The organism is Streptomyces pseudoechinosporeus (assembly GCF_054783935.1).
On record NZ_BAAGPS010000074.1, the window covers coordinates 112,294 to 135,282 of the forward strand.

At 70.6% G+C, this 22,989-nt stretch carries 24 protein-coding genes, 3 pseudogenes and 1 riboswitch; of the genes and pseudogenes, 11 read left to right on the plus strand and 16 right to left on the minus strand.

All coding sequences use genetic code 11. The annotated features are described in order from the left end of the window. The first annotated feature begins 2 nt into the window (after nucleotides 1–2). From ACYVO6_RS42640 to ACYVO6_RS42660, 5 genes are all read left to right on the plus strand, one after another. Entirely contained in the window at nucleotides 3–461 is a 459-nt protein-coding gene (locus tag ACYVO6_RS42640) for a hypothetical protein (RefSeq protein WP_461071165.1), read from the plus strand. 1 nt (nucleotide 462) lies between these two features. Next, nucleotides 463–942 carry a pyridoxamine 5'-phosphate oxidase family protein gene (locus ACYVO6_RS42645; RefSeq protein WP_461071167.1) on the plus strand — a complete coding sequence of 160 codons (480 nt, stop codon included), beginning with the start codon at nucleotides 463–465 and terminating at the stop codon, nucleotides 940–942. Between the two features lie 214 nt (nucleotides 943–1,156). Continuing rightward, nucleotides 1,157–1,402 carry a hypothetical protein gene (locus tag ACYVO6_RS42650; protein ID WP_461071169.1) on the plus strand — a complete coding sequence of 82 codons (246 nt, stop codon included), beginning with the start codon at nucleotides 1,157–1,159 and terminating at the stop codon, nucleotides 1,400–1,402. A gap of 38 nt (nucleotides 1,403–1,440) precedes the next feature. Continuing rightward, complete coding sequence (locus ACYVO6_RS42655; RefSeq protein WP_461071171.1) at nucleotides 1,441–1,752, plus strand: trypco2 family protein; 312 nt, start codon at nucleotides 1,441–1,443, stop codon at nucleotides 1,750–1,752. A gap of 40 nt (nucleotides 1,753–1,792) precedes the next feature. After that, a complete protein-coding gene (locus ACYVO6_RS42660) occupies nucleotides 1,793–4,585 on the plus strand; it encodes a HEAT repeat domain-containing protein (protein WP_461071173.1) in 2,793 nt (930 codons plus the stop codon). An 18-nt stretch (nucleotides 4,586–4,603) separates the two neighbouring features. Here ACYVO6_RS42660 and ACYVO6_RS42665 read toward each other — a convergent pair whose 3' ends face one another. The 6 genes and pseudogenes from ACYVO6_RS42665 to ACYVO6_RS42690 all read right to left on the minus strand — a co-directional run bounded on the left by ACYVO6_RS42665 (nucleotide 4,604) and on the right by ACYVO6_RS42690 (nucleotide 8,297). Further along, the gene (locus tag ACYVO6_RS42665) at nucleotides 4,604–5,380 is read right to left on the minus strand and encodes a class I SAM-dependent methyltransferase (protein WP_461071175.1); all 777 of its coding nucleotides are present in this window, start codon (nucleotides 5,378–5,380) and stop codon (nucleotides 4,604–4,606) included. A 104-nt stretch (nucleotides 5,381–5,484) separates the two neighbouring features. Beyond that, nucleotides 5,485–5,919, minus strand: a complete 435-nt coding sequence (locus ACYVO6_RS42670) for a VOC family protein (RefSeq protein WP_461071177.1) — start codon at nucleotides 5,917–5,919, stop codon at nucleotides 5,485–5,487. Between the two features lie 60 nt (nucleotides 5,920–5,979). Next, nucleotides 5,980–6,150 (minus strand): annotated as a pseudogene (locus tag ACYVO6_RS42675) (type II toxin-antitoxin system Phd/YefM family antitoxin); the annotation flags it as partial. A 19-nt stretch (nucleotides 6,151–6,169) separates the two neighbouring features. After that, nucleotides 6,170–6,382 (minus strand): annotated as a pseudogene (locus ACYVO6_RS42680) (ECF transporter S component); the annotation flags it as partial. Nucleotides 6,383–6,435: 53 nt separating this feature from the next. Continuing rightward, complete coding sequence (locus tag ACYVO6_RS42685; protein ID WP_461071179.1) at nucleotides 6,436–7,461, minus strand: Gfo/Idh/MocA family oxidoreductase; 1,026 nt, start codon at nucleotides 7,459–7,461, stop codon at nucleotides 6,436–6,438. Between the two features lie 53 nt (nucleotides 7,462–7,514). Then, nucleotides 7,515–8,297: a TIM barrel protein gene (locus tag ACYVO6_RS42690; protein ID WP_461071181.1), complete on the minus strand. Its 783-nt coding sequence runs from the start codon at nucleotides 8,295–8,297 to the stop codon at nucleotides 7,515–7,517. 181 nt (nucleotides 8,298–8,478) lie between these two features. Between ACYVO6_RS42690 and ACYVO6_RS42695 the strand changes: the two genes are divergently transcribed. Next, nucleotides 8,479–9,504, plus strand: coding sequence for a LacI family DNA-binding transcriptional regulator (locus tag ACYVO6_RS42695; protein ID WP_461071183.1), 1,026 nt, complete (start codon nucleotides 8,479–8,481; stop codon nucleotides 9,502–9,504). A gap of 20 nt (nucleotides 9,505–9,524) precedes the next feature. Here ACYVO6_RS42695 and ACYVO6_RS42700 read toward each other — a convergent pair whose 3' ends face one another. The 5 genes from ACYVO6_RS42700 to ACYVO6_RS42720 are packed head-to-tail and all read right to left on the minus strand — an operon-like array spanning nucleotide 9,525 to nucleotide 15,187. After that, entirely contained in the window at nucleotides 9,525–10,376 is an 852-nt protein-coding gene (locus ACYVO6_RS42700; protein ID WP_461071185.1) for an ECF transporter S component, read from the minus strand. Beyond that, complete coding sequence (locus ACYVO6_RS42705) at nucleotides 10,373–12,115, minus strand: ABC transporter ATP-binding protein (protein WP_461071187.1); 1,743 nt, start codon at nucleotides 12,113–12,115, stop codon at nucleotides 10,373–10,375. Before ACYVO6_RS42705 ends, ACYVO6_RS42700 begins: the two co-directional genes overlap by 4 nt. Next, a complete protein-coding gene (locus tag ACYVO6_RS42710) occupies nucleotides 12,112–13,227 on the minus strand; it encodes an energy-coupling factor transporter transmembrane component T (RefSeq protein WP_461071189.1) in 1,116 nt (371 codons plus the stop codon). The genes ACYVO6_RS42705 and ACYVO6_RS42710 overlap by 4 nt, the downstream gene beginning before the upstream one ends. Nucleotides 13,228–13,238: 11 nt before the next feature. Beyond that, the gene (locus ACYVO6_RS42715; protein ID WP_461071226.1) at nucleotides 13,239–13,877 is read right to left on the minus strand and encodes an SCO2322 family protein; all 639 of its coding nucleotides are present in this window, start codon (nucleotides 13,875–13,877) and stop codon (nucleotides 13,239–13,241) included. A 53-nt stretch (nucleotides 13,878–13,930) separates the two neighbouring features. After that, complete coding sequence (locus tag ACYVO6_RS42720; protein ID WP_461071228.1) at nucleotides 13,931–15,187, minus strand: prenyltransferase/squalene oxidase repeat-containing protein; 1,257 nt, start codon at nucleotides 15,185–15,187, stop codon at nucleotides 13,931–13,933. A gap of 143 nt (nucleotides 15,188–15,330) precedes the next feature. Continuing rightward, nucleotides 15,331–15,420: riboswitch (cobalamin riboswitch) on the minus strand. Between the two features lie 88 nt (nucleotides 15,421–15,508). Between ACYVO6_RS42720 and ACYVO6_RS42725 the strand changes: the two genes are divergently transcribed. After that, on the plus strand, nucleotides 15,509–16,189 hold the full coding sequence (locus ACYVO6_RS42725) for a phosphotransferase (RefSeq protein ID WP_461071191.1): 681 nt from the start codon (nucleotides 15,509–15,511) through the stop codon (nucleotides 16,187–16,189). Between the two features lie 84 nt (nucleotides 16,190–16,273). Here ACYVO6_RS42725 and ACYVO6_RS42730 read toward each other — a convergent pair. Next, nucleotides 16,274–16,604 (minus strand): annotated as a pseudogene (locus tag ACYVO6_RS42730) (GtrA family protein); the annotation flags it as partial. Between ACYVO6_RS42730 and ACYVO6_RS42735 the strand changes: the two are divergent. Next, nucleotides 16,513–16,743 (plus strand): hypothetical protein, encoded by a 231-nt coding sequence (locus tag ACYVO6_RS42735; RefSeq protein ID WP_461071193.1) that lies wholly within the window; start codon nucleotides 16,513–16,515, stop codon nucleotides 16,741–16,743. The pseudogene ACYVO6_RS42730 and the gene ACYVO6_RS42735 overlap by 92 nt on opposite strands. Here the strand turns inward: ACYVO6_RS42735 and ACYVO6_RS42740 are convergent. Next, on the minus strand, nucleotides 16,740–17,405 hold the full coding sequence (locus ACYVO6_RS42740) for a DUF4097 family beta strand repeat-containing protein (RefSeq protein WP_461071230.1): 666 nt from the start codon (nucleotides 17,403–17,405) through the stop codon (nucleotides 16,740–16,742). The two genes, ACYVO6_RS42735 and ACYVO6_RS42740, sit on opposite strands and share 4 nt — an antisense overlap. Nucleotides 17,406–17,630: 225 nt before the next feature. Between ACYVO6_RS42740 and ACYVO6_RS42745 the strand changes: the two genes are divergently transcribed. Then, a complete protein-coding gene (locus ACYVO6_RS42745; RefSeq protein WP_461071195.1) occupies nucleotides 17,631–18,386 on the plus strand; it encodes a helix-turn-helix domain-containing protein in 756 nt (251 codons plus the stop codon). Nucleotides 18,387–18,463: 77 nt separating this feature from the next. Here ACYVO6_RS42745 and ACYVO6_RS42750 read toward each other — a convergent pair whose 3' ends face one another. Then, on the minus strand, nucleotides 18,464–19,192 hold the full coding sequence (locus tag ACYVO6_RS42750) for a nucleotidyltransferase family protein (RefSeq protein WP_461071197.1): 729 nt from the start codon (nucleotides 19,190–19,192) through the stop codon (nucleotides 18,464–18,466). Between the two features lie 29 nt (nucleotides 19,193–19,221). Continuing rightward, on the minus strand, nucleotides 19,222–20,247 hold the full coding sequence (locus tag ACYVO6_RS42755; RefSeq protein WP_461071232.1) for an MBL fold metallo-hydrolase: 1,026 nt from the start codon (nucleotides 20,245–20,247) through the stop codon (nucleotides 19,222–19,224). 164 nt (nucleotides 20,248–20,411) lie between these two features. Here ACYVO6_RS42755 and ACYVO6_RS42760 point away from each other — a divergent pair, with 164 nt between their 5' ends. Then, entirely contained in the window at nucleotides 20,412–21,875 is a 1,464-nt protein-coding gene (locus tag ACYVO6_RS42760; RefSeq protein ID WP_461071199.1) for an aldehyde dehydrogenase, read from the plus strand. Nucleotides 21,876–21,878: 3 nt separating this feature from the next. Further along, on the plus strand, nucleotides 21,879–22,112 hold the full coding sequence (locus ACYVO6_RS42765) for a ferredoxin (protein ID WP_033324547.1): 234 nt from the start codon (nucleotides 21,879–21,881) through the stop codon (nucleotides 22,110–22,112). A 39-nt stretch (nucleotides 22,113–22,151) separates the two neighbouring features. On the opposite strand, the gene ACYVO6_RS42770 is transcribed toward ACYVO6_RS42765, so the two are convergent. Continuing rightward, entirely contained in the window at nucleotides 22,152–22,892 is a 741-nt protein-coding gene (locus ACYVO6_RS42770; RefSeq protein ID WP_461071202.1) for a TetR family transcriptional regulator, read from the minus strand. Nucleotides 22,893–22,989 lie beyond the last annotated feature (97 nt).

Genomic DNA, 22,989 nt, shown 5'->3' on the forward strand with positions numbered 1-22,989 from the left:
TCATGGACGAAGCGGCACGGCAGGAAGCCTTGGAGAGGCTGGACGTCCTGGTCGGCGAGTGGGAGGTGGAGGCCGACTTTCCCGGTCTGGCCGCCCCTGCTGCACGCAGCGTGTTCGAGTGGACGCTGGATGGACGTTTCCTGGTCCAGCGCACAGAGATCCCGCAGACCGAGGTCCCGGACAGTATGGCGATCGTCGCGGTCGACCCGGAGACGGGCGCGTACACACAACACTACTTCGACTCTCGGGGCGTCGTACGGGTGTACGCGATGACCTTTGCCGGCGGGGTGTGGCGGCTGCTGCGGGAGACGCCGGACTTTTCTCCCCTTCCCTTCCGGCAGCGGTTCACCGGGCAGGTCGGCGACGACGGCAACACGATCCGTGGCGTCTGGGAGAAGTCGTACGACAGCTCGGCCGCATGGGAGAAGGACTTCGAGCTCACGTACCGAAGGAGCAGGTGAGATGGCTCCTGCTGGATCACCTGGATCACCTGCCGAGATCGCGCGCGGCATCGTCGACGCGAGCCTGTACATGGTGCTCGCCACCGCCGACGCGGCCGGACGGCCGTGGAGTTCGCCGGTCTACTTCGCTCACGTGGAGTGCCGGGAGTTCTTCTGGCTCTCCTCGCCCGAGGCCGTCCATTCACGCAACATCGCGGTGCGCCCCCAGGTGGGCATCGCGATCTTCGACTCATCGGCCCCGATCGGCACCGGCCAAGGCGTCTACATGTCCGCCGTCGCCGAACCGGTGGACGGCCCCGGTATCGAGCGCGCGCTGGAGGTGTTCTCCCGCCGCTCCCTCTCACACGGAGGCCGCGCCTGGACAGCCGCCGACGTGAACGAGCCCTCCGGCCTGACGCTGTACCGCGCGGTGGCCGACGACCACTCGATCCTGGCCAAGGACGGCCAACCGGACCATAGGGTCCCGGTCGACCTTGCTTGATCTGCTCCGTACCTGACCTACTCCGTCTCACCAGCCGGCCGGGCGCCCATGGGGGCAGGCCACGTCCGCGGGCATGGTGTACCGGCTGCGAATGTGACAGTGATGGGGTGATCTGTAACGTTCGTAGATCTACCTGCCTGTGGGCAACCGCCGTGCGCCACGTGCGTGGACGCGACCCGTCGGCTCCACCGTCGATCACTGAAAGACTCCCGCGATGAACCACGCCGAGTGGAAGGCCCGCCGCCGGCGCGCGCTCCTCGGCGAAGCGGTCGAGGGCAACGCCGAGTACGACCGGCTGTACGAAGAGGCGGAGCTGGCCCACGACCTCGGCCAGCTGGTCTACGACCGGCGTACCGCCCTCGGCCTCTCCCAAGGTCGCGAAGGAGGGCCGGTTTCCGATGAGTGGGCGCGAACTGACGGTTGCGGCCTCCTTGTGTGTGGCGGTTGTGCCCTACGGTGAACTCCGCAGCGTTATCAATCAGGTTGAGGGGGTGGGTGGTGGTGTCGGAACCGTGGGCGGAGCTGGGTGAGGCGGTCGGTGCGATCCGTGCTCAGTTGCAGCAGGCCATGGAGGAGGGTGCCGGCAAGGCGCTGGCGTTCCGTGCGGGGCCGGTGGAGCTGGAGTTCTCCGTCGAGGTCCGCAAGGAGGCGGGGGCCACGGCGAAGGTGTTCGTGCTGCCGTGGTCGGCGGAGGCCCGTGGTACGGCCGGCTCCGGCATGGTTCACCGGATCAAGCTCACGCTGCAGCCGGTCGATGATGCGGGCGCGGACGCGCGCATCCACGCCCAGGCCGCGCAGCGGCCCTCGTGAGCGCCGCAGCCGTCGGACTCGCTCACCGTAGGGGGTAGGGATGGATCAGGCCCGGGTCGTTGAGGTGTGGGCTCCCGGCGCTGGGCAGGCGGGCACCGGGCGGGTGGGTACCGGGTATCTGCTGGCCGACCGTCTGGTGCTGACGTCCTACCACGTGGTGCAGAACGTGGCGCCGGGCGGGCGGGTCGAGGTCCGGCCTCTGGAAGTCCCGCAGCGCACCGCGTGGCTCACAGCGGCCCGGTGCTGGCCGCACGAGCCGGTGGACCTGGATGCCGCACCGGACCATGATGCTGCGCTGCTGGTGATCGACGGCCCGCACGGGGCGGGCCCGCCGGCCGGGGCGGTCCGCTTCGGACGGATCACCGGCCAGGACAAGGTCCCCTGCGTGGGGCTGGGTTTCCCCGACGCGGAGGCGCGTCCCGGCAGCCGGCGCGACACCATGCCGGTGCGCGGCCACGTGGACGCCCTGCACGCGCGTAGATCGGGAATGCTGACCGTGCACGTCGACGAGGGTGTCGTGCCCCGCCGCCTGGCCGGCGGGTCGGGCTGGGCGGGCAGTTCGGGCACGGCGGTGTTCTGCGGGTCCCTGCTCGTCGGGGTGCTGGCCACCGACCGCCCTGTCGCGGAGGACGCCAGTGTGCTGGGAGCGGTCCCCGTGACGACCCTGGCCGACCTGCCGGGCTTCCGCGACACTCTGGCCGCAAATGGGGTCGGCTTGGGGCTGGAACACGCCAGTCCGGCAGCGCGGCATCTGGCGGACTACCTGACCGCTGCGCACCGCGCCGCCACCGAGCACCCCTACGCCGGTGTCCTGCCCGGCACCGCACCCCCGCTGGCCGCGGTCTACCTGCGTCAGCAGGTCCGTCGGCTGGATCACGACGCTGCCGACGGCGATCGCGAAGCCCATGCCGCCGTCACCGCGGCGGGGGCAACGGCAGCCGACGATGTCCTGGCCGACCCGCCGACCTGCGTGGTCGTGGCCGGGCCGGGGGGCGGCAAGTCCAGCCTGCTGCGCACCCGTATGGCCGAGGGCGCCGCACGTTTCCTCGACAGCTCCGGCGGGGCGGTGCTCCCGGTCATGGTTCCCGCCGCCGCACTGACCGCTGAGCTGCCCCTGCGGCGCGCACTGGCAGAGGCTGTGACAGCCGATCTCATCCACCATGGTCTGAGCGACGGCATCCCTCCGGAGCTTTTCGCCACCGCCCCGCAGCCGGGCATGCGCTGGCTGGTGCTCATCGACGGGCTGGACGAGGTCACCGACCCGGCGGCGCGTTACCGGGTCCTGACGAGGATAGCCAGGGTCTCCGGCGGCGACGACAAGGACCTGTACCGGTTCGTGATCGCCACCCGCCCCTTGTCGGACGACACACTGGACACCCTCGGCGCCGGCGTGCCCCGCTACGACCTGCAGCCCTTCGGCGACGACGACCTGCCGCAGGTCGCCAGCGGCTGGTTCCGGGCCGCAGGCCTGCCGGACCCTGACGACGCCGCCGAGCGCTTCGTCCTGGCACTGGACCGCAGCCGCCTTGCGGCGCTCGCCCGGGTACCGCTGATGGCCGCGATGCTCTGCCAGCTCCACGCCGCCGCACCCGACCAGCCCCTGCCCGCCGGGCGCGGGGGCATCTACGACCGCTTCACCACACTGCTGCACAAACGCCAGCACACCGCCGACGCGTCAGGCAGCCCCTCCCGCCTGCTCGCAGGCGTGGACCGATACGGACCCGCCGCCTCCGCACAGGCCGAGATCACCCTGGACCATCTCCAGGACATCACCGGCCACCTCGCAGCCGAACGTCAACAGGCCGGAAACCCCCGGCCCGCCGTGGACATCGTGCAGTCCCACCCCAGTGCCAAGCGCCCCGACCGGGTACCCGCCGACGACTGGAACGCATTCCTCAGCACAGCCCTGCGCGGCAGCGGCCAGCTCACCGCACAAGCCGGCGACCTCGTCTTCCTCCACCAGACCCTCCAGGAACACCTCGCCGCCCGCCACCTCATGAACAACCGGCACACCGGAGCCCAAGTCCTCCGCCGTGTCTTTCATCAGCCATACAGATACTGGCCCTCCGACCGCGGGCTCGGCATCGCGCCGCGGGTGTGGGGGAGCAGATACTGGGAAACCCCGCGTGAAGATCCCTCCTACGTCGGGTTCCTCCTCGACGCCGCACACCAAAGCGGCCTCACCGCAGGCCCCCGGTACCTCAGCCGTCTGGCCCGCTCCGGAATCCGAGGCTGCGACTTCATCATCGAGCTCGCCGGCCTGGGTACCGCTCTCCCCGACGAGACCCTCCACTTCACCGCGAACCGCCTATATCGCCTCGCCCAAAACACCACCCTGGAGAGCGACGACCGTGTGTCCGCCGCTGAGTCACTGGCGGAACTTGGCGACCCGCGCGCCGCCGACCTCCTCTATGGTCTGGCCCAGAACACCACCCTGGAGAGCGACGACCGTGTGTCCGCCGCTGGGTCTCTGGCGGAACTTGGCGACCCGCGTGCCGCCGACCTCCTTTATGGTCTGGCCCAGAACACCACCCTGGAGAGCGACGACCGTGTGCAGGCCGCCGGTCTCCTGGCCGAATTCGGCGACCTCCGTGCCGCTGACCCCCTGTACGCCCTGGCCCACGACACCACTCTGAACTGGGGCTACCGCGTGGACGCCGCCGAGACCCTGGCGATGCTCGGGGACCCCCGCGCCGCCGACCTCCTGTACGCCCTGGCCCACGACCCCACCCTGGAGGGGCGCTACCGCGTGCAGGCAGCCGAGTCCCTGGTGGAACTCGGCGACCCCCGTGCCGCCGACACAGTGTCCTTGCTGCTGGGGGAATTCTCATGACACTCCCTGCTGCGATGATCACTCTGCCTTCGCCGCACGGAGCGAGTAGACCTGCGGGATGCGTAGCCCTGCGGGAAGGCGGAAGTGGCCGCGGTTGTGCTCGTGCAGGAAGTCCAGGCGGAGGCCGGCGGCGGTCAGGGCGCTGACGACATCGCCGATGCCGTGCCGCCATTCGACTGTGAGGGGCGCGGTGGTCGGCGCGCCGGGGTCGGCATAGGTGCCGGGCGCATCCACGACGATGGGGTCGCGCTGGAAGTAGTCGTTTTCGATGGTGCGGCCGTCTTCGGCCAGGACGTCGGCGAAGGGATGGTACTCGGCCAGGTAGAGGAAGCCGCCTGGAGCGACGAGCGCGGCCACTGTCTGTGCCCACCGGGCTATGTCCGGAAGCCAGCACAGCGCGCCGAAGCCGGTGTAGACGATGTCGAAGGTCTGCGCGTCGAGCGCGTTGATGGCGTCGTACACGTCGCCGGTGACGAAGCGGGCGGTGGTGGCGCCGATCTGCGCGGCGAGGTCGCTGGCCACGTCCATGGCGGGCGCGGAGAAGTCGAGGCCGGTGACGGCGGCTCCGCGCCGGGACCAGGACAAGGTGTCCAGCCCTATATGGCACTGGAGGTGGAGCAGCGTCTTGCCGCTGACGTCGCCGACCTCGGCGAGCTCGAAGTCTCGGAGCGTGTCCTTGCCCGCCACGAAGCTGGGAAGGTCGTAGAAGGGGCCGGCAATGTGGATCGGAACGCGTTCGTCCCAGTTGGCACGGTTGGTCGCGCGCCAGTCGGCAGTGTCTGGGGCCGTCGTCATGGTGGGCAACGCTAGTCACGCGCGCAGATGGCGATCAATCCATTTCCGCACCACAGCGCGTGGTTATCCCAAAGCAAGATCCACGGTGCCACGTTCGCGGCCACTCAGTCGAGACAGAACTCGTTGCCCTCGATGTCCTGCATCAGTTGGCACGACTCGTTGTAGTCATCGGCAAGCAGCAGTCGCCCGCGTACCGCGCCGAGCGCGACCAGTCGTGCGCACTCGGCCTCAAGTGCGGCCAGGCGCTCTTCACCCACGAGCCCGGTGCCGACCCGCACGTCAAGATGCACCCGATTCTTGACGACCTTGCCTTCGGGAACGCGCTGGAAGTACATCCGCGGGCCCACACCTGAGGGATCCATGCAGACAAACCCTGAACCCTGACGCTCAGGCGGCAGCGAGCGATCGTAATCGTCCCAAGTAGCAAACCCCTCCGGTGGCGGCGGTACGACGTACCCCAACACCTCGCACCAGAAACGAGCGACGCGCTCAGGTTCTGCGCAGTCGAAGGTGATTTGGAACTGCTTGATCGACGCCATCGGTCCACCATAGAGGCGGTGTTCGTCGTCAATGCGTCACGGGTCGAAGTTTGACGTCCCTCACTCCTCACCGGCCAGTTCCTGGAGCTCTTCAAGTGGCTTGGTGATGCCTGTCTGGCCCGCACGGTCGCGGGCGACAGCTTCCATGAGACGGCGGGCGTTGGCCGGTGATCGCAGGAGGTAGATCGTCTCTTGCCAGGCGTTGTAGTCCTCGGCGGACATGAGGATGGCCATGACCCTCATCCTGGTTTCAGGGCTCCTGGGTGTGCGGGCGCTCGAACGTCACCGGTGTCTCGAAGGCCGCTCGGCGGGTGGCCCGGCGTAGGGCTTTGAGGATGGTTGGGCCCAGGGTGAGGGTCAGGGCGACTGTGACGGCGGCTCGGCCGAGGTCCCAGCCGAGGGATGTGGCCAGGCAGTAGGCGAGGAAACAGGTCAGGTTGGTGGTGACGTCGGCCTGGGGGTCGCCGGAGGGGCCGTCGTCGTTCGCCCTGTGGCCCGGGGGGGGCACGCCGTATCTCATACGTCCTGGACCTGGGCGACGCGGACGGGGCCGCCGCTCGTGACGGACTCGGTCGCGGCGAGGGCGATGGACAGGGCGCCACGGGCGTCCTCGCCGGTGACGGAGGGGGTGCGGCCGGTGCGGATGCTGTCAGTGAAGTCGGCGAGTTCGGCGACGTAGGAATCGTGGAAGAGATGCTGGTCGTAGGTGACGCACTCGGCGGCGGAGCCGTCCGGGCCGTATGCGGTCAGGTGGGTACGGCGGAGGTCGCCCATGGTGAGCATGCCGGCCGAGCCGAGAACCTCCGCGCGGACGTCGTAGCCGTAGACGGCCTGGAAGCTGGCCTCGGCGGTGGCCAGGGCGCCGTTGTCGAAACGGATCGTGACGACCGCGGTGTCGAGCAGACCGCGGTCCTTGAAGTCGGGGCGGATCAGGGCGTCGGCCACCGCGTGCACCTCGACGGGTTCGGCACCGGGGTTGAGGTGGCGCAGGATGTCGAAGTCGTGGATGAGGGTCTCCAGGAAGATCGTCCACGGCGGTATACGGGCCGGGTCGGCGAGCTTGGGGTCGCGGGTGAGCGAGCGCAGCAGCTGCGGTGTGCCGATGGCGCCGACGGCGATCTTCTCGTGGGCGGCCCGGAACCCTGGGTCGTAGCGGCGGTTGAAGCCCACCTGGAGCGGCACGCCCGCGTCGGCGGCAGCCTTGATGGCGCGGTCGGCCTCGGCGAGGGTGACGGCCATGGGCTTCTCGCAGTAGACCGCCTTGCCCGCCTTGGCCGCCGCCTCGACGAGGTCGGCGTGGGTGCGGGCCGGGGTGACGATCACTACGGCATCGATCCGCGGGTCGGCAAGCAGCTCGTCGATGTCCGTGTAGGTGGTGGTGCAGCCGAGGCGCTCGCCCAGGCGTTGCGCGGCGCCTGGGGCGGGGTCGGCGATGGCAGCGAGCCGGACGCCGGGGAGGCGGTGGGCGAGGGTCTCGGCGTGGAAGGAACCCATCCGGCCGGCGCCGATGAGGCCGACGGAGAGAGGCTGTTGGGTGGTCATGCGGGTACTCCGTACGTCACTTGTCGTCAGAGGGCTTCAGAGGTTCAAGAGCTTCAGTGGGTGAAGGCGGCGCGGAAGCGCTCCAGGGCGAGTTCGCTGTCGCCGGAGGCCCACGCCTCCATCGCGACCGTGCCCGCGTAGCCCAGCTCCGCCAGGGTGCGGGCGACGGCCGAGTAGTTGATCTCCCCGGTTCCGGGCTCGCAGCGGCCGGGGACGTCGGCCACCTGGATCTCGCCGATCAGGCCCAGGGCGTGGGCCTTGCGGACCAGCTCGATCAGATTCCCCTCGCCGATCTGCGCGTGGTACAGGTCCAGGTTCATCCGCAGCCCGGGCCGGTCCACCGCCTGGACCAGGGCCAGGGTGTCGGCGGCCGTCGCGAACGGCACCCCGGGGTGGTCGACCGCGGTGTTGAGGTTCTCCAGGGTGAAGGTGACCCCCGCACTCTCGCCCAGCTCGGCGAGGCGGGTGAGCGTGCGATGGGCGGCGAGCCACATTTCCCCCGTGGCCGCACCGGTCACCGGCACCACCGGCAGGCCCTTGCCGTCCAGTCCGGTGCCGTGCAGGTTCAGCCGAGGACAGCCCAGATGCTCAGCCGCCTTGAGCGACTCCTCTGCGGTGCGCAGGAGTTCGGCCGCTCCCTCCGCGTCGGTGAGGCTGCCGCGGATGTAGCCGGTCATGGAGGAGAAGTCGGCCGGGGTCCGGGCCAGAGCGTCCAGGTCGTGCCGGGTCCAGTCCCAGATCTCCACCTGGAAGCCGGCGTCGTGGATGCGCCGCACTCGTTCGTCGATCGGCAGGTCCAGGAAGACCATCTCGGCGCAGACCGCCAGTGTGTACATCGCCGCCACCCTTTTTCCGCGTCGATAGCTAGAACGTTATAGGTCCTAGAACGTTCTAGCACTTGCCTGTGAGAGCAGTACGCCAGTCACCGCGCACACCTGTCAAGACTTCGGTGGCCGGGGAAGCCTAGAACGTTCTATAGTCGACCTCTGCGCAAACGGCTCAGACCAGGGAGGACAGGTGCCAGAAACCCCCGCAGTCCCCGACGGAAAGCGGCCGACGCTCGCGGACGTCGCGGCGCGGGCGGGGGTGTCGACGGCGCTGGTCTCCATCGTGATGCGCGACGCCAAGGGCGCCAGTGCGGCCACCCGCGAGCGCATCCTCCAGGCCGCACGGGAGATCGGATACCGCCCGGACGCCCGGGCACGGTTGCTGCGCAGCCACCGTTCGCGGCTGCTCGGGGTGCAGTTCGGCCTCCAGCATCCGTTCCACGCCGATCTGGTGGAGTGCCTCTACGCGGCGGCCGAACCGGCCGGCTACCAGATCGCGCTGAGCGCCGTGACCGCCGGGCGCGGCGAACAGCGCGCCGTCGAGACGCTGCTCGACGACCGCTGCGAGGCACTGATCCTGCTCGGCCCGCAGACCCCCGCCAAGCGGCTGGCGGAGCTGGCCCGGCAGCTGCCGGTCGTCTCCGTGGCCCGCCGGCTGCGGCCGTCCATCCCGGGCCTGGAGGTTGTACGGACCGCCGACGACGAGGGAGCCCGACAGGCGGTGGACCACCTTGTCGCTCTGGGGCACCAGGACATCGCCCACATCGACGGCGGCCGGGCACCGGGCGCGGCCGACCGGCGCCGCGGATACCGCACCGCCATGAACCGCCACGGCCTGAGCGAGCGCATCCGCATCCTCCCCGGCGGGCTCACCGAGGAGGAAGGCGCCGAGGCCGCCCGAACCCTGTCGACCGCCCACCCGCGCCCCACCGCCGTACTGGCCTTCAACGACCGTTGCGCGACCGGCGTCCTCGACGTCTTCCTCCGCTCCGGCATCGCGGTCCCCGGAGACATCTCCGTGGTCGGCTTCGACGACAGCCATCTGGCCCGCCTGGCCCACATCGGCCTCACCACCGTCGGACAGGACATCTCCCGCCTCGCCCACCTCGCCGTCAGCCGGGCCGTCGCCCGCCTGGAGGGCGACGGGGTCCCAGCCGGGGAGGACGTCATCGCCCCCCGCCTCGTCGTCCGGGGCACGACCGCACCGCCCAGGTGAGTCCTGGTTGCTTCGGTGTTTCAGGGCTCCTGGGTGTGCGGGCGCTCGAACGTCACCGGCGTCTCGAAGGCCGCTCGGCGGGTGGCCCGGCGCAGTGCCTTGAGGATGGTTGGGCCCAGGGTGAGGGTCAGGGCGACTGTGACGGCGGCTCGGCCGAGGTCCCAGCCGAGGGAGGTGGCCAGGCAGTACGCGAGGAAACGGGTCAGGTTGGTGGCGATGTCCGCCTGGGGGTCGAAGGCGACGCTCGACGTGAGGGCGTTCATGAAGGGCCAGCCGGCCAGGTTCATGAGCGTGCCGTAGGCGAAGGCCGCCACGAAGCCGTACGCGGCGAGCATGAGCAGCTCGGCCCGGCCGCGCAGCCGGTCGGGACCCGGGAGCAGGCCCGCGCCCATCGCGAACCAGCCCATGCTGAGCATCTGGAACGGCATCCAAGGCCCGACCCCGCCGGTCAGCAGCGCGGACGCGAACATCGTGACCGCCCCGAGTACGAACCCGAAGCCGGGGCCCAGCACCCTGCCGCTCAGCACCATCAGGAAGAACATCGGCTCGATCCCGGCCGTCCCGGCCCCGATCGGCCGCAACGCTGCCCCCGTCGCCGCCAGCACCCCGAGCATGGCCACGGCCTTCGCCCCGATCCCCGACTCCGAGACCGCCGCGCCCACCACCCCGACCAGCAGCACCAGCAGCCCCGCGAACAGCCAGGGCGCATCCTGCGCATGGGCGCTGACCTGGGACGTCGGTCCGGCGAACAGCGGCCACGCGAAGGCCGCAAGCCCGATGACGCTGACGAGCGCGAGGGCGGCGACGGAACGGGGGCCGAGACGGATCGCGCGGGCCTGGGGGATCGCCGGAGGGGCCGCCTGGGGGGTCACGCCTCCGCCTCCCGGTCTGCCGTCGTCGCCCGGCCTTCCGTCTCCCGCTCCGTTGCGCCCACAGCAGCGCGTACCTGGGAGACCGTCAGCCACCTCTGCGGGGCCAGGATCTTCGCCACCTGCGGGGCGAAGGACGGGGACGCCATGACGACCTCGGCGGTGGGGCCGTCGGCCACCGGTTCGCCGTCGGCCAGGATCACTACCCGGTGGGCGAGTTCGGCGGCCAGTTCCACGTCATGGGTGGCCAGGATGATGGCGTGGCCCGCGGTCGCCAGGTCCCGTAGGACTGTGACCAGGCGGGACTTGGCCGCGTAGTCGAGGCCGCGGGTCGGCTCGTCCAGCAGAAGGAGTGGAGGGCGGGCCGTGAGGACGAGGGCCAGGGCCAGGGTGAGCCGTTGGCCCTCGGAGAGGTCGCGGGGGTGGGTGTCGTCCGCGATTCCGGGGAGCAGTTCGGAGACCAGGGCGCGGCAGGTGCCCGGTTCCGCGCCCGCGTCCCGGTCCGCGGCCGTGCACTCGGCGGCCACCGTGTCCGCGTACAGCAGGTCGCGAGGCTCCTGCGGTACGAGACCGACGCGGCGGACGAGTTCACGGGGTGCCGTCCGGTGCGGTACGGCACCCCCGACCCGTACGGAACCCGACGCCGGCTCGACCAGCCCGACGAGTGCGCTGAGCAGCGTGGACTTTCCGGCCCCGTTGCGGCCCATGAGGGCGATGGTCTCGCCGGGGGCGACGGTCAGGGTGACGTCGTGGAGCGCCTCGATACGGCCTCGGCGGACGGTGAGGTGGTCGACCGCGGCAACTGCGGTTCCCACCGGGGCAGTTGGTGTGTCGCGCTTGCGGAAGAGGCGGGAGCGGGGTGGTACGGGTCGGGGTGCGGGCGGACTCACTTCTGCGGACTCGTCCTCGTACGCCACCCCCTTCATCCTCTCCAGCCGTTCCCGCAGCGCCCCCGCTCTCCGGCGGGCGTTGCGCACCGTCAGCGGCAGCGGTGACCATCCGGCGAGGCGGCCCAGGGCGACGACCGGCGGGTACACGGGGGAGACAGCCATGACCTCGGACGGCGGGCCCAGTACGAGCGGGGCGCCCGGGGCCGGGAGGAGGGCGACCTGGTCGGCGTACTGGATGACGCGTTCCAGGCGATGCTCGGCCATGAGGACCGTGGTGCCGAGGTCGTGGACGAGGCGTTGGAGGACGGCGAGTACCTCCTCCGCGGCGGCCGGGTCGAGCGCCGAGGTCGGCTCGTCGAGGACCAGGACCCTGGGATGCGGGGTGAGGACCGAGCCGATCGCGACCCGCTGCTGCTGGCCGCCGGAGAGGGTGGCGATCGGGCGGTCGCGGAGGTCCGCGAGGCCCAGCAGGTCCAGGGTCTCCTCGACACGGCGGCGCATCACGTCCGGTGCGAGGCCCAACGACTCCATCCCGTACGCGAGTTCGTCCTCGACCGTGTCCGTCACGAAGTGCGCGAGCGGGTCCTGGCCCACCGTGCCGACGACATCGGCGAGTTCGCGCGGCTTGTGCGTACGGGTGTCCCGGCCGGCCACCGTGACGCGTCCGCGCAGGGTGCCGCCCGTGAAGTGCGGGACCAGACCGCTCACCGCACCGAGGACCGTCGACTTACCGACTCCGGATGGCCCAACCAGCAGCACCAACTCGCCCTCGGAAACGGTGAGTTCAAGGCCCCGTACGGTCGGCTCGGTCGCCCCGTCGTACGTCACGGAGACATCCTCGAAGCGGATCACGACGGCTCCTTGGGGGCGATGAAGGACGGGGCGAGGCCGAGCAGGATCGCGGCGGCCGGCCAGAGGGGGAGGGTGGGGGACGTCAGGGGTACGACGCCGGGGTGCAGGGCGGCGGAGTCGTACGCGGCGTACAGGATCAGCAGCGCCGCGACCCCCGCGCCGGACGCGGCGACCAGCCACGCCCGTACACCCCACACGTCCGGCCGGTACCGCGTACGCAGCGATCGGCGACCGCCGAGCCACAACCCGGCGAGGGCCGCGCCGAGTCCGGCGAGCAGCACGGGCAGGCCGTAGGTGCCGCCTTCGGCGGTGAGCAGGCCGTACGTTCCCGCGCAGACGCCGACCAGGCCGCCGAGGGTGAGTACGGCGGTGGTGCGGCGGACGGCGGGCGCTACCTCGGCGCTGCGGCCGTAACCGCGCGCGTCCATCGCCGCCGCGAGCGCGACCGAACGCTCCAACGCGCCCTCCAGGACCGGGAGTCCGACCTGGAGCAGTCCGCGTATCCCCTTGTCGGGCCGACCGCGCAGGCGGCGTGCGGCGCGTAGGCGTTGGACGTCCGCAATCAGGTTCGGGGCGAAGGTGAGCGCGACGACCACGGCAACTCCCGCCTCGTACAAGGCGCCCGGGAGGGACTTGAGGAGACGGGCGGGGTTGGCTAGGGCGTTCGCGGCGCCTACGCAGATGAGGAGCGTGGCCAGTTTCAGGCCGTCGTACAGCGCGAAGACCAGGCCCTCCGCGGTGACCCGGCCGCCTATGCGGATGCCCTGCGCCCAGTCGGGGAGGGGGAGTTCGGGGAGGGTGACGAGGGTGTGGGTGCCGGGGATGGGGGAGCCGAGGAAGACGGCGAAGGCGAGGCGGATGGCGAGTACGGCGAGGGCGAGTTTGACGAAGGCGGTGTAGGAGCGGGACCAGGGGGTTTGCGTGCGGTGGGTAGCTATGACGTAGCCCGTCACTGCGATGAGGAGGCCGAGGAGGAGGGGGTTTGTGGTGCGGGAGGCGGCGGTGGCCAGGCCCAGGGACCAGAGCCACCAGGCGCCCGGGTGCAGGGCGTTCCGTCGTTGGGCCCTGCTTGCCTGCGCACCCGGTGCGGCGGGACGGCTGACCTCGCTCATCGCGTCCACCGTCAGCCGCTGCGCCGCCGACGCGTCTGCCAGACCGCCGCCGCGCCCAGCACTGCCACGGCCCCGATGCCCGCGAGCAGGCCCAGCGACGGGCCCTGATCGTCGGAGTCGCTCTTGCCGGAGGAGCTTTCGCCGGAGGCGCTCGTGTCGCGAGGCGTGGCCGAAGCCGTCGTCGTCGGCTCTGTGGCCGAGACCTGTTCGCCGCACCCCGTACGCGGGTAGCCCGCGATGGCGCACAGCAGCGCGTTCGTGTCGTAGCGGAGCGGCTTCGCGACCGTGGCGAGGGCATCCGCCGTCGTCGCGTCTTCCGGGACGCGGGCGCAGGCCGTACGCGGACGGGGCGGCGTCTCGCCGGACGGCGCGTCCGCGCTCGTGCCGAAGTCGAGGACGAGGGCGACCCGTTTCGAGCCGTCCCGCGCGGGCGTCTTCGCGCAGATCGTCGCGAACTCCGCGGCCCCGCGTGGCTTCGCGGCGTCCCGGGAGTCCTCGCTCACCGCGAAGCGGAAGCCCTGTACGTCGCCGTCGGAGGGGCGTGCGGTCGACGGGCCCTGCGTCGCGTACACCCAGGTGTCGCCGTCGCGGTCCCAGAAGGACCAGTAGCGGTAACCGGCCGCGTGGGCCTGCCCCGACGAGCCGAGCATGGTGATTACGGCGAACAACGGTGCCAGGACCAGCAGGAACGTACGACGGCGGATCACGGCTGCGGCTGCTTCTTGTTGCGGCTGCTGATCAGGAAGCCGACACCGATGCCGCCGACCAGGCCGACGCCGACGATCCACCAGACGCTGACGCCGCCGTCCTCCTCGTCCTTCTGTTCATTGCTGGGGCCGGCGGTGTCGGTAACGGTGGCGTTCGCGCCCCCCGAGCCCGCCGGGCCGGTCGAGCCGAGCTGCTTCACCAAGTCCACGCCGCCGAAGTCGCGAGGGTCCGTATCGGTCGCGTGCGCCGCGAAGATCAGCTGGGCGTACGCGGCCGGGCCGCTCTGCGCCGCCCAGGTACCGGAGTTCTTCTCCAGCCAGGCCAGCGGCTTCGAGGCGTCGAAGGTATGACCCGCGGCGGCGAGCGCGACAACCGCGTCGGCGGTGTTGCCGTGGTCGGGCTGGTCCTCAGTGCCGGCGAGCGCGGACTTCAGGTAACCGTCCTTGGCGAGGGCGCTCACGAGATACGCGGAGCCGTTGCGTGAGGCGTCCTCCGGCGTGAACTTGTCGCCACCGTCGGCACACGCGGGTTCCTCTGCCGCGAGCTTCCCGGTCTTCGTCACGAACCCGTTGCCCAGGCTTCCCAGCACGCCCGCCGCCGTCGCGTCGGCGTTCGCCACGAGCTGCCCCTTCTTGTCCGGCTGGAAGGCGAACGCACCCCCGCCGTCCTCGTCACAGGGGACGGACAGCCTCAGCAGCGCCTGGTACGGGGACTCGCCGCCCTTGGACAGCACGTCGTCAGGCTGCTCGCCCGAGGCCACCAGCGCGCCGATCACGACGGACGTCGAGTTGGCGTCGCTGGCGCCGCCCGCCGCGTAGCCCCAGCCACCGTCCTTGTTCTGCACGGACTTCAGCCAGGCCACGGCCTTGTCCGCCGCCATGCCCTGCCTGCCGAGCGCCTCCAGGGCCTGCACCGCGGCGGCCGTGCTGTTCGTGTCGACCATCGTCTTGGCGTCGCACTTCGCGCTCACGTCCGCGCGATACGGCGCGAACGCCCCGCTCTCACACTGCTGCCCGACGAGCCAGTCGACCGCCTTCGCCGCGGGCGTCACGCCCACGGTGTGCTGGGCGAGCAGCGCGAGCGACTGCCGCCAGACGCCGTCGTACGTCGGATCGGCGCTGCCGAACAGCCCGGACGGCAACGCCTTGGACGGCGACGGGGAGGGCGACTCGGCGGCGAGGGCGACCGGCGCACACGCCGTCGCGATCACGGCGGTGGCGGCCAGTACAGCGGCGCTACGGCGAACAACCATGATCGACGGATGCCTCTCTGAGCTCATCGGCTCTCCCTACAGGGAGCCGGGCAGCCCAGAACTCCAGGCGGCTCGGCTCCGTATGCCTCGACGGTGCCGGTCACCGGCGATTTCCAGTGACGCGAGCCGGTCACTTCCGTACGGGGCATTCCGGCTCACCGCCCGTTGCTCTGCTCTGACGCTCCGGGCGATTCACGGCTGCGGGTCAGCGCCGGATTTGCACCGGCTTCCCCCCGTACGAGCGTGATGACGACCTGCTTACTGTACCGGCCCGTATGGAGACGCTGAGGCCCGGCTGTGCGGCGCCGGTAGCTTCGGCTTATGGACAGTCACGTAGGGGTGGGCGGCTTGCTCGGATCGGGCCGTACGGCGGATGTGTACGCACTCGACGACGAGGGGTGGGTGCTACGCCGCTACCGCGACGGCTACGGCGACGCGCCCGCCGAGGCGGCCGTCATGGAGTACGTACGCGGCTACGGCTATCCGGTGCCGCGCGTGCGGCCGACGCGTAAGCGCACCGACCTGGTGATGGAGCGGCTCTCCGGGCCAACCATGTTGCAGGCGTTCAGCGATGGCCTGCTCGGGCCCCGGGATGCCGGAGCCACGCTCGCGCGGCTGCTGCGTGACCTGCACGCGCTGCCGCCCCGGCTCTCCACCGACCCCGCCGTCCGGATCCTCCATCTGGACCTGCACCCGGACAACGTGATGCTCACCCCGGACGGCCCGCGCGTGATCGACTGGGCCAACTCCGAGGAAGGCCCACCCGGTCTGGACTGGGGCATGTCTGCAGTGATCCTCGCCCAAGCCGCGGCCGGCGACGAGCAGTTGACGGAACCGGCCGGGGCGATACTCGCCGCGCTGCTCGACGGCAACGCCCACGAGGTGACGGAGCAGGGCCTCGCGGAGGCCCGCCGACGACGGGCCGCCAACGCGACCATGACGGCCCGGGAGGTCGAAGTCCTGGGTGACGCCGAGGAGTTGATACGCGGACTGCTGCGTTAGTGGCTTGGCTCAGAGGCGTTGGCTGCGGCGGATCAGCCGGACCGCGAAGGATCCGGTGCCGCAGCGGTCGTGTGGTCTGACCGCGGCGGCCGGCGAAGACGTAGAGGCGCAGGATGACGAAGCGGCCTGCGCCGGCGAGGCCGGAGGCGCCGAGGTAGACGATCTGCTCGGTCAGCGTGCCGGGGGAGGGCTGCGCCAGATGCAGGACGTAAACGGCGACGCTGGTCGCCAGGTAGGCGGCGGTCGCCGAGCCCGCGGACTGCCAGTGCTCCCGCCATCCGGCGCTGCGCCCTTTGGCGAAGGTGAAGCGGGCGTGGAGTTCGGTGCACAGCAGGGTGGAGGCGATGGTGATGATCGCGTTCGAGACCGCCCAGGGCATGGTCATGGCCAACAGCGGCACCGCGAAGCTGCACAGGACTCCGACGCCACCACCGAAGACCACGAACCGGATGAAGGAGGCGATCGGGCCGGGGCCGGCCGAAGTCGCCACTTCGGACTTCTTTGAAAGCGGCGACTTCATGGCGGCGTCCTTCCGGAGGGTTGGGTGCTTTTAGAGGCTGCGGGCGGTGATGTCGCCGTGGGAGGTGGTGGCGCGGATGTCGAGTTCGGCGGTGCCGTCGTTCTTGAGGGAGTTGCTGACGCGGCCATAGCCGGTGTCGGCGTCCAGGGCGGCTGAGACGCCGCGGGCGGCGGCGATCGAAATGTCGCCGGACTGGGTGCGCAGCGTGACCGTGCCGCGCACCGCCTCGGTGATCCGGATGTCGCCCCTTGCCGTGCTGATCTCCGCGGGGCCGCCCAGCCGGCCGACCTCGACGTCGCCGTCGATCGCGGTGAGGCGGACGCTCGCGGCCTCGTCGATCTTGATCTGTCGGTACGCGCCTTCGAAGGCGACGTCGCCGAGCCGTCCGACGCCGCGGAGCTCGGCGCTGGCCGTCTTGGCCTCGATGCGGGAGCCGGCGGGCATCTGGACGGTGACCTCCAGGGATCCGGAGGGGCCGAAGAGCTGGTTGCCGGGGGCCGAGGCCGTGATCCGCAGGACGCCGTCGGCGTAAGCGACCGTGGTCTGCTCCGCCGCCTTCACGTCGCGGCTCTTGGAGGGGTTGGCGGGCCGGACCTCGACCGTGGTGTCGGCCCGGTCGGCGGCGATGAACTGGATGCGTCCCGCAGGGATGTCCAGGACGGCGGAGACCGGGGCGGGGGTGTCGAACTTCTGCATCATGCTCTCCTGTGACTCGTCGTTTCTGATGACGGAAAGGCTACGTTGCATTCATAGATCTAGCAACGTACTCGTTGCGAAATATTGTCATAGACGCAGGTGAAAGCCAGGAAATCGTTGCAACGGGCTTCTAGATTAATGCAACGGCGATCGCGGGCTCGTTGCAATGAATTGAGAGTGAACGCTATACTGGGGGCGCCACGGAGCACGACGAAGGAGACCGCGATGCCGGGAGGCAGACTCACCCAGCCCGAACGCCAGCAGATCGCGCTGGGACTGGCCGACGGCCTCGCCTACGCGGAGATCGCCCGACGCCTCGACCGCCCCACCTCGACGATCACACGTGAGGTGATGCGCAACGGCGGCCCCACCGCCTACCGCGCAGACCTCGCCCACCGCGCCACCGAACGCCGCACCCACCGGCGCCGACAGGCCGCACCCCGGGGACCGGAGACACCCGAGCAGGCCTACGGACGCGACGCCGAGGCGGTGCGCGAGTACGAGGAGATGTTCACCACCGTCATGATGGCTTCGGGCATGACCACGATGACGGCCCGGGTGATGGTCTGCCTCACCCTCACCGACTCCGGCAGCCTCACCGCGTCCGAACTCGTCCAGCGCCTCCAGGTCAGCCCGGCGTCCATCTCGAAAGCGATCACGTTCCTCGAGAGCCAGGCCTTCGTCCGCCGGGAACAAGGCGAACGCCGCCGCGAGCGCTACGTCGTCGACGACGACGTCTGGTACCAGTCGATGGTGGCCAGCGCCCGGTCCCTCACTCAGATCGTCGAGACCGCACGGCAGGGCGTCGGCGTCCTCGTCCCCGGCACCCCGGCCGCCACCCGCCTGGAGAACATCGCCCGCTTCCTCGACTTTGTCTCCGAGAGCACCGCCCGCGCCGCGGAACAGGCCCGCGAGATCCTCCACGCAAAACCCGAAACGACCACAGGTGGCACCGCCACGCCAAGTTCAGACCGCGGATAGACAGCCGTCGTCCCACCGCTTGCGCTGACTGGTGGCCGGATGCCACGCCCTGCCCTTCCGCAATGCGAGCCAAGCCACTACGCATCTTCCGCGAGATCGAGGAGCGCCTGAGCGAGAGCGTCCGGCATCCGCGATTCGCGTACGAGGATCATGGTCACCGCCCTTAGCGCGCGGGCGAGTTCGGGGCGGTCGAGGGAGCGTACGAGTGTCTCTTCCAGTGCCCCGGTGACAGCCGGCGGCAGCCGGTCCGCGCCCTTCGCGTAGGCGGCGGGGAGACCGAGGCGGAGGCAGGCCAGGGTCAGGACGTGGTCGCGTACGGCGCTGATCCAGTGCTCTGCCTGCCAGAAGGCGCCGCGTTCGAGGGAGGTGCGGGCGTGGAGGACGTGGTGCCAGGCGAGGCCCATGAGGTGGTCGCGGTCGGTGGGTGCGGGGGTGGGTTGCGGCACCGCCTCGCCGAAGACGACCTGGAAAGCTCCTTCGCCGAGCGGGCCGAAGGCCTCGGCAGGAGTGAACCCCAGGTCCACCTCCAGGAGTTCGGGCAGGAGGAACGCGCGGTAGACGGCCGGGCCCGTGTGCAGGTCGAAGTGGTGAAGGGCGCCGAGGGAGTCGTACACGTACGCGCTCCAGTCCGTGAGCACTTCGGTCACCGGGACGCCGACCCCGAAGAACAGGTCGATGTCGGACCAGCGGTCCTCGGCGTCGCGCGCGGCGGACCCGGTGAGCGCCGCCCCGGTGATCCGCTCGTCCGCCCGCGCCCGCTCCAGCAGCCGCTCCCGTACCTGCTGCCGCCGCTCCACCGTGAACATGAACAGCGACCGTAGTTCAGCCCCCGCCCTCACACCGCCATATACGTCACCGGATCGCTCTCCGTAACCGCCTCCGCCCGCCCCAGCTTCACCAGCCGGCGCAGATGGGCCTCTGCCTCGGAGGCCGCGATGTTCCTTGAGCCGTACGGGATCTGGGCCCAGGGGCGGTTCCACTCCATGCGTTCGGCCAGTTGCCAGGGGGTGAGGGGGGTGGTGAGGAGGGAGAGGAGGCCGGTCAGGCGGGACTCGTGGTGGGTCAGCAGTTCCCGTACGCGGGACGGGGCGTCGGTGAAGGCGTGCTGGTGGGCCGGGAGGACCTCGGCGGGGGCGAGGCGGCCGATGCGTTCGAGGGAGTCGAGGTAGTCGCCGAGGGGGTCCATGACTGTGGCGTCGTCCGGGTCCTCGTACAGGCCGATGTGCGGGGTGATCTCGGGGAGGAGGTGGTCGCCGGAGAACAGGCGGCCCTTGCCGGGGAGTTGGGCCGGGTGGTCCTCCTCCAGGTGGAGGCAGACGTGGCCCGGTGTGTGGCCGGGCGTCCAGATCGCGCGGAGGCGGCGGCCCGCGAGGTCGAGGAGTTCGCCGGGGACTATCTCGCGGTCGGGGAGGGCAGGGGACAGGCCGGGGAGGTTGCGGGGCTGGGCCGTGCGCATGGGCGCCACGTGTTCCTCGGGCGCGCCGGCGGCCGTCAGCTTGTCCGTCATGTACGTGAACCAGCGCTCGGGCCGCGTCCCGCGCGTGCGCCGGACGATCGAGGCGTCCGCCTCGTGCATCGCGACCCAGGCGCCGGAGGCCTCCCGTACCTTGCCGGACAGTCCGTGGTGGTCGGGGTGGTGGTGGGTGATCACCACCCCGTGGATCTCCGAGACCGAAGTGCCGCATCCCGCAAGGCCGTTGGCGAGTGTCTCCCAGGAATCCGGGTCGTCCCAACCCGTATCGACCAGGACCGGGCCGCGGTCGGTGTCGACCACGTACACCAGCGTGTAACCGAGCGGGTTGTCCGGAATGGGGACCCGGATGGACCGTACGCCCCCGCCGTGGTCGGTCACCTTCGTCATGGATTCCCCGTCCTGGTCCTCGTCCTGGTCCGCTTCGGCATGGCCATTGCTCATGATAACTAGAACTGGTATCAGTTCCTCGTACGCATCTGAAACAGCGTCAGAAAGTGTCAGTACCTGAGATCAGCAACTGGGATCGCCGGCTCCGCAGGAGGCAGTCGCTCATGACCGAGCTCGTGGAACACGGACAGCTGTTCATCGGCGGGGAGTTGACGGACCCCCTGGGCCAGGACGTCATCGAGGTGGTCTCGCCGCACACGGAAGAGGTCATCGGGAGGGTGCCGCACGCCTCGGCGGCCGATGTGGACCGGGCGGTCGCGGCGGCGCGTACGGCGTTCGACGAGGGGCCCTGGCCGCGTATGACGCTCGACGAGCGGATCGAGGTCATAAGCAGGATCAAGGACGCCTTCGCCGTACGGCACGAGGAGATCGCCCGCGTCATCTCCTCCGAGAACGGCACCCCGTACACCTCCTCCGTGATGGTGCAGGCGCTCGCCTCGATGATGGTGTGGGACGCGGCGATCACCACCGCACGCGGTTTCACGTACGAGGAGCAGCGCGACGGCGTGCTCGGGAAGATCCTCGTGCGGCGCGAACCCGTCGGCGTGGTCGCGGCCGTCGTGCCGTGGAACGTGCCGCAGTTCACCGCCGCCGCCAAACTCGCGCCCGCGCTGCTCGCGGGCTGCACCGCGATCCTGAAGGTGTCGCCCGAAACCCCCCTCGACGCCTACCTGTTGGCGGAGATCGCCGCCGAGGCCGGGCTGCCGGAGGGTGTGCTGTCGATCCTGCCCGCGGACCGTGAGGTGAGTGAGTACCTGGTCGGGCACCCGGGGGTCGACAAGGTGTCCTTCACCGGGTCGGTCGGAGCGGGCAAGCGGGTCATGGAGGTCTGCTCGCGCAACCTCACCCGCGTCACGCTGGAGTTGGGCGGCAAGTCGGCCGCCGTGATCCTGGCGGACGCCGACGCCCAGACGGCCGTGGGCGGCATCGCGCCCTTCGCGTGGATGATCAACGGGCAGGCGTGCGTGGCCCAGACCCGGATCCTCGTGCCGCGCACCCGCTACGACGAGTTCGCCGAGGCCTTCGCCGCCGTCGCGGGCGCGTTGAAGATCGGCGATCCGCTCGACCCGGCCACCGAGGTGGGCCCGCTGGTCGCCCGGCGTCAGCAGCAGCGCTCGCTCGACTACATACGGATCGGCCAGGAGGAGGGCGCCAAGATCCTCACCGGTGGCGGTCGTCCGCCCGGCCTTGACCGCGGCTGGTACGTGGAGCCCACCCTCTTCGGCGACGTCGACAACTCCATGCGGATCGCCCGCGAGGAGATCTTCGGGCCGGTCATCTGCCTCATCCCGTACGGCGACGAGAGCGAGGCCGTGAAGATCGCGAACGACTCGGAGTACGGGCTGAGCGGCAGCGTGTGGACCGCGGACGTCGAGCGCGGCATCGAGGTCGCGCGTCAGGTCCGTACGGGCACGTACTCCGTCAACACCTTCAGCCTCGACATGCTCGGCCCGTTCGGCGGCTACAAGAACTCCGGTCTGGGGCGGGAGTTCGGGCCCGAGGGGTACGGCGAGTACTTCGAGCACAAGATGATCCACCTGCCCAACGGCTACGAGGGGGAGGCCTAGAAGATGGGTGACCGCTGGCACATCGAGGTCGACCGCTCGGTCTGCATCGGCTCGTCCCAGTGCGTCAACCAGGCTCCCCACGCCTTCCACCTCGACTCCGCCCGCCAGTCCCACCCCCTGGACCCGGACACGGACGCCAACGAGAAGGTCCTGGAGGCGGCGGAGGGCTGCCCGGTGGAGGCGATCATGATCAGCCTGGTGGGGTCGGGGGAGCCGGTGTTTCCGCCGGAGGAGTGACGATCGCTCGGGCCGCTCGTCATGGCCGTCGTGCGGGAGTCAGCCCTCCTCGCCCGGGTCCGTCAAGTCGATCAGACGGCACACCGTCTCGATGTCGATCTTGACCTGGGCGATGGATGCGCGGCCGGAAAGCCAGGTGATGAGGGCCGAGTGCCAGGTGTGGCCGATGACGCGGACCGCGGAGAGCTGGTCGGGGGTGGGGTCGTCCAGGCCCATGGCGTCCAGGATGATCATGGTGGTCTGGCGGGAGACCTGGTCGACCTCCGGGCTGACGCTGCGGTCCGCGAACGTCAGGGCGCGGACCATGGCGTCGGCGAGGTGCGGCTCGCGCTGCAGGGCGCGGAAGGCGCGCATCAGGGTCTCGGCGACGCGTTCCGCCGCCGTGTCGCCGGCCGGGGGCTTCTTGCGGAGGGTGCCGTGCATGTGGGCGAGCTGGTCCTGCATCGTGGCGACCAGCAGGTGGATCTTCGACGGGAAGTAGCGGTACAGCGTGCCGAGGGCGACCTGCGAGGACTCCGCGACCTCGCGCATCTGCACCGCGTCGAAACCGCCCCGGCTGGCCAGCTGCGCGCTCGCGTGCAGGATGCGCCGCCGCCGCGCCTCCTGCCGCTCGGTGAGCGGCGGCGAGTCCGACTGGACCGTTCGTACCGCGGCCTGCGCGCTCTTCGCGGCGGCGGGCCGATCGGTCTTTCCGGCGGACTTGTCGGCGTCCGCGGCCGAGCGCCCGGCCTTCGTCGTCGGCTGCGCGGTCTTCGCCGGAGTCTTGGCTTCCGCTGGCATGTGTCCCGTTCCGTGACGTTCGTGCAGAGGGTCGGTGGGGGTGGGGCGAGCGACAGCAGATTAGGGCCTTGCCGTGGCGTGAATCACCCCATCCACC

Bases quoted from the DNA above. Each gene is read 5' to 3' on its own strand.
- ACYVO6_RS42640 (WP_461071165.1), top strand. From the start codon at position 3: ATGGACGAAGCGGCACGGCAGGAAGCCTTGGAGAGGCTGGACGTCCTG.
- ACYVO6_RS42645 (WP_461071167.1), top strand. From the start codon at position 463: ATGGCTCCTGCTGGATCACCTGGATCACCTGCCGAGATCGCGCGCGGC.
- ACYVO6_RS42650 (WP_461071169.1), top strand. From the start codon at position 1,157: ATGAACCACGCCGAGTGGAAGGCCCGCCGCCGGCGCGCGCTCCTCGGC.
- ACYVO6_RS42660 (WP_461071173.1), top strand. From the start codon at position 1,793: ATGGATCAGGCCCGGGTCGTTGAGGTGTGGGCTCCCGGCGCTGGGCAG.
- ACYVO6_RS42665 (WP_461071175.1), bottom strand. From the start codon at position 5,380: ATGACGACGGCCCCAGACACTGCCGACTGGCGCGCGACCAACCGTGCC.
- ACYVO6_RS42670 (WP_461071177.1), bottom strand. From the start codon at position 5,919: ATGGCGTCGATCAAGCAGTTCCAAATCACCTTCGACTGCGCAGAACCT.
- ACYVO6_RS42685 (WP_461071179.1), bottom strand. From the start codon at position 7,461: ATGACCACCCAACAGCCTCTCTCCGTCGGCCTCATCGGCGCCGGCCGG.
- ACYVO6_RS42690 (WP_461071181.1), bottom strand. From the start codon at position 8,297: ATGTACACACTGGCGGTCTGCGCCGAGATGGTCTTCCTGGACCTGCCG.
- ACYVO6_RS42710 (WP_461071189.1), bottom strand. From the start codon at position 13,227: ATGAGCGAGGTCAGCCGTCCCGCCGCACCGGGTGCGCAGGCAAGCAGG.
- ACYVO6_RS42715 (WP_461071226.1), bottom strand. From the start codon at position 13,877: ATGCTCGGCTCGTCGGGGCAGGCCCACGCGGCCGGTTACCGCTACTGG.
- ACYVO6_RS42720 (WP_461071228.1), bottom strand. From the start codon at position 15,187: ATGGTTGTTCGCCGTAGCGCCGCTGTACTGGCCGCCACCGCCGTGATC.
- ACYVO6_RS42725 (WP_461071191.1), top strand. From the start codon at position 15,509: ATGGACAGTCACGTAGGGGTGGGCGGCTTGCTCGGATCGGGCCGTACG.
- ACYVO6_RS42740 (WP_461071230.1), bottom strand. From the start codon at position 17,405: ATGCAGAAGTTCGACACCCCCGCCCCGGTCTCCGCCGTCCTGGACATC.
- ACYVO6_RS42745 (WP_461071195.1), top strand. From the start codon at position 17,631: ATGCCGGGAGGCAGACTCACCCAGCCCGAACGCCAGCAGATCGCGCTG.
- ACYVO6_RS42750 (WP_461071197.1), bottom strand. From the start codon at position 19,192: ATGTTCACGGTGGAGCGGCGGCAGCAGGTACGGGAGCGGCTGCTGGAG.
- ACYVO6_RS42755 (WP_461071232.1), bottom strand. From the start codon at position 20,247: ATGACGAAGGTGACCGACCACGGCGGGGGCGTACGGTCCATCCGGGTC.
- ACYVO6_RS42760 (WP_461071199.1), top strand. From the start codon at position 20,412: ATGACCGAGCTCGTGGAACACGGACAGCTGTTCATCGGCGGGGAGTTG.
- ACYVO6_RS42765 (WP_033324547.1), top strand. From the start codon at position 21,879: ATGGGTGACCGCTGGCACATCGAGGTCGACCGCTCGGTCTGCATCGGC.
- ACYVO6_RS42770 (WP_461071202.1), bottom strand. From the start codon at position 22,892: ATGCCAGCGGAAGCCAAGACTCCGGCGAAGACCGCGCAGCCGACGACG.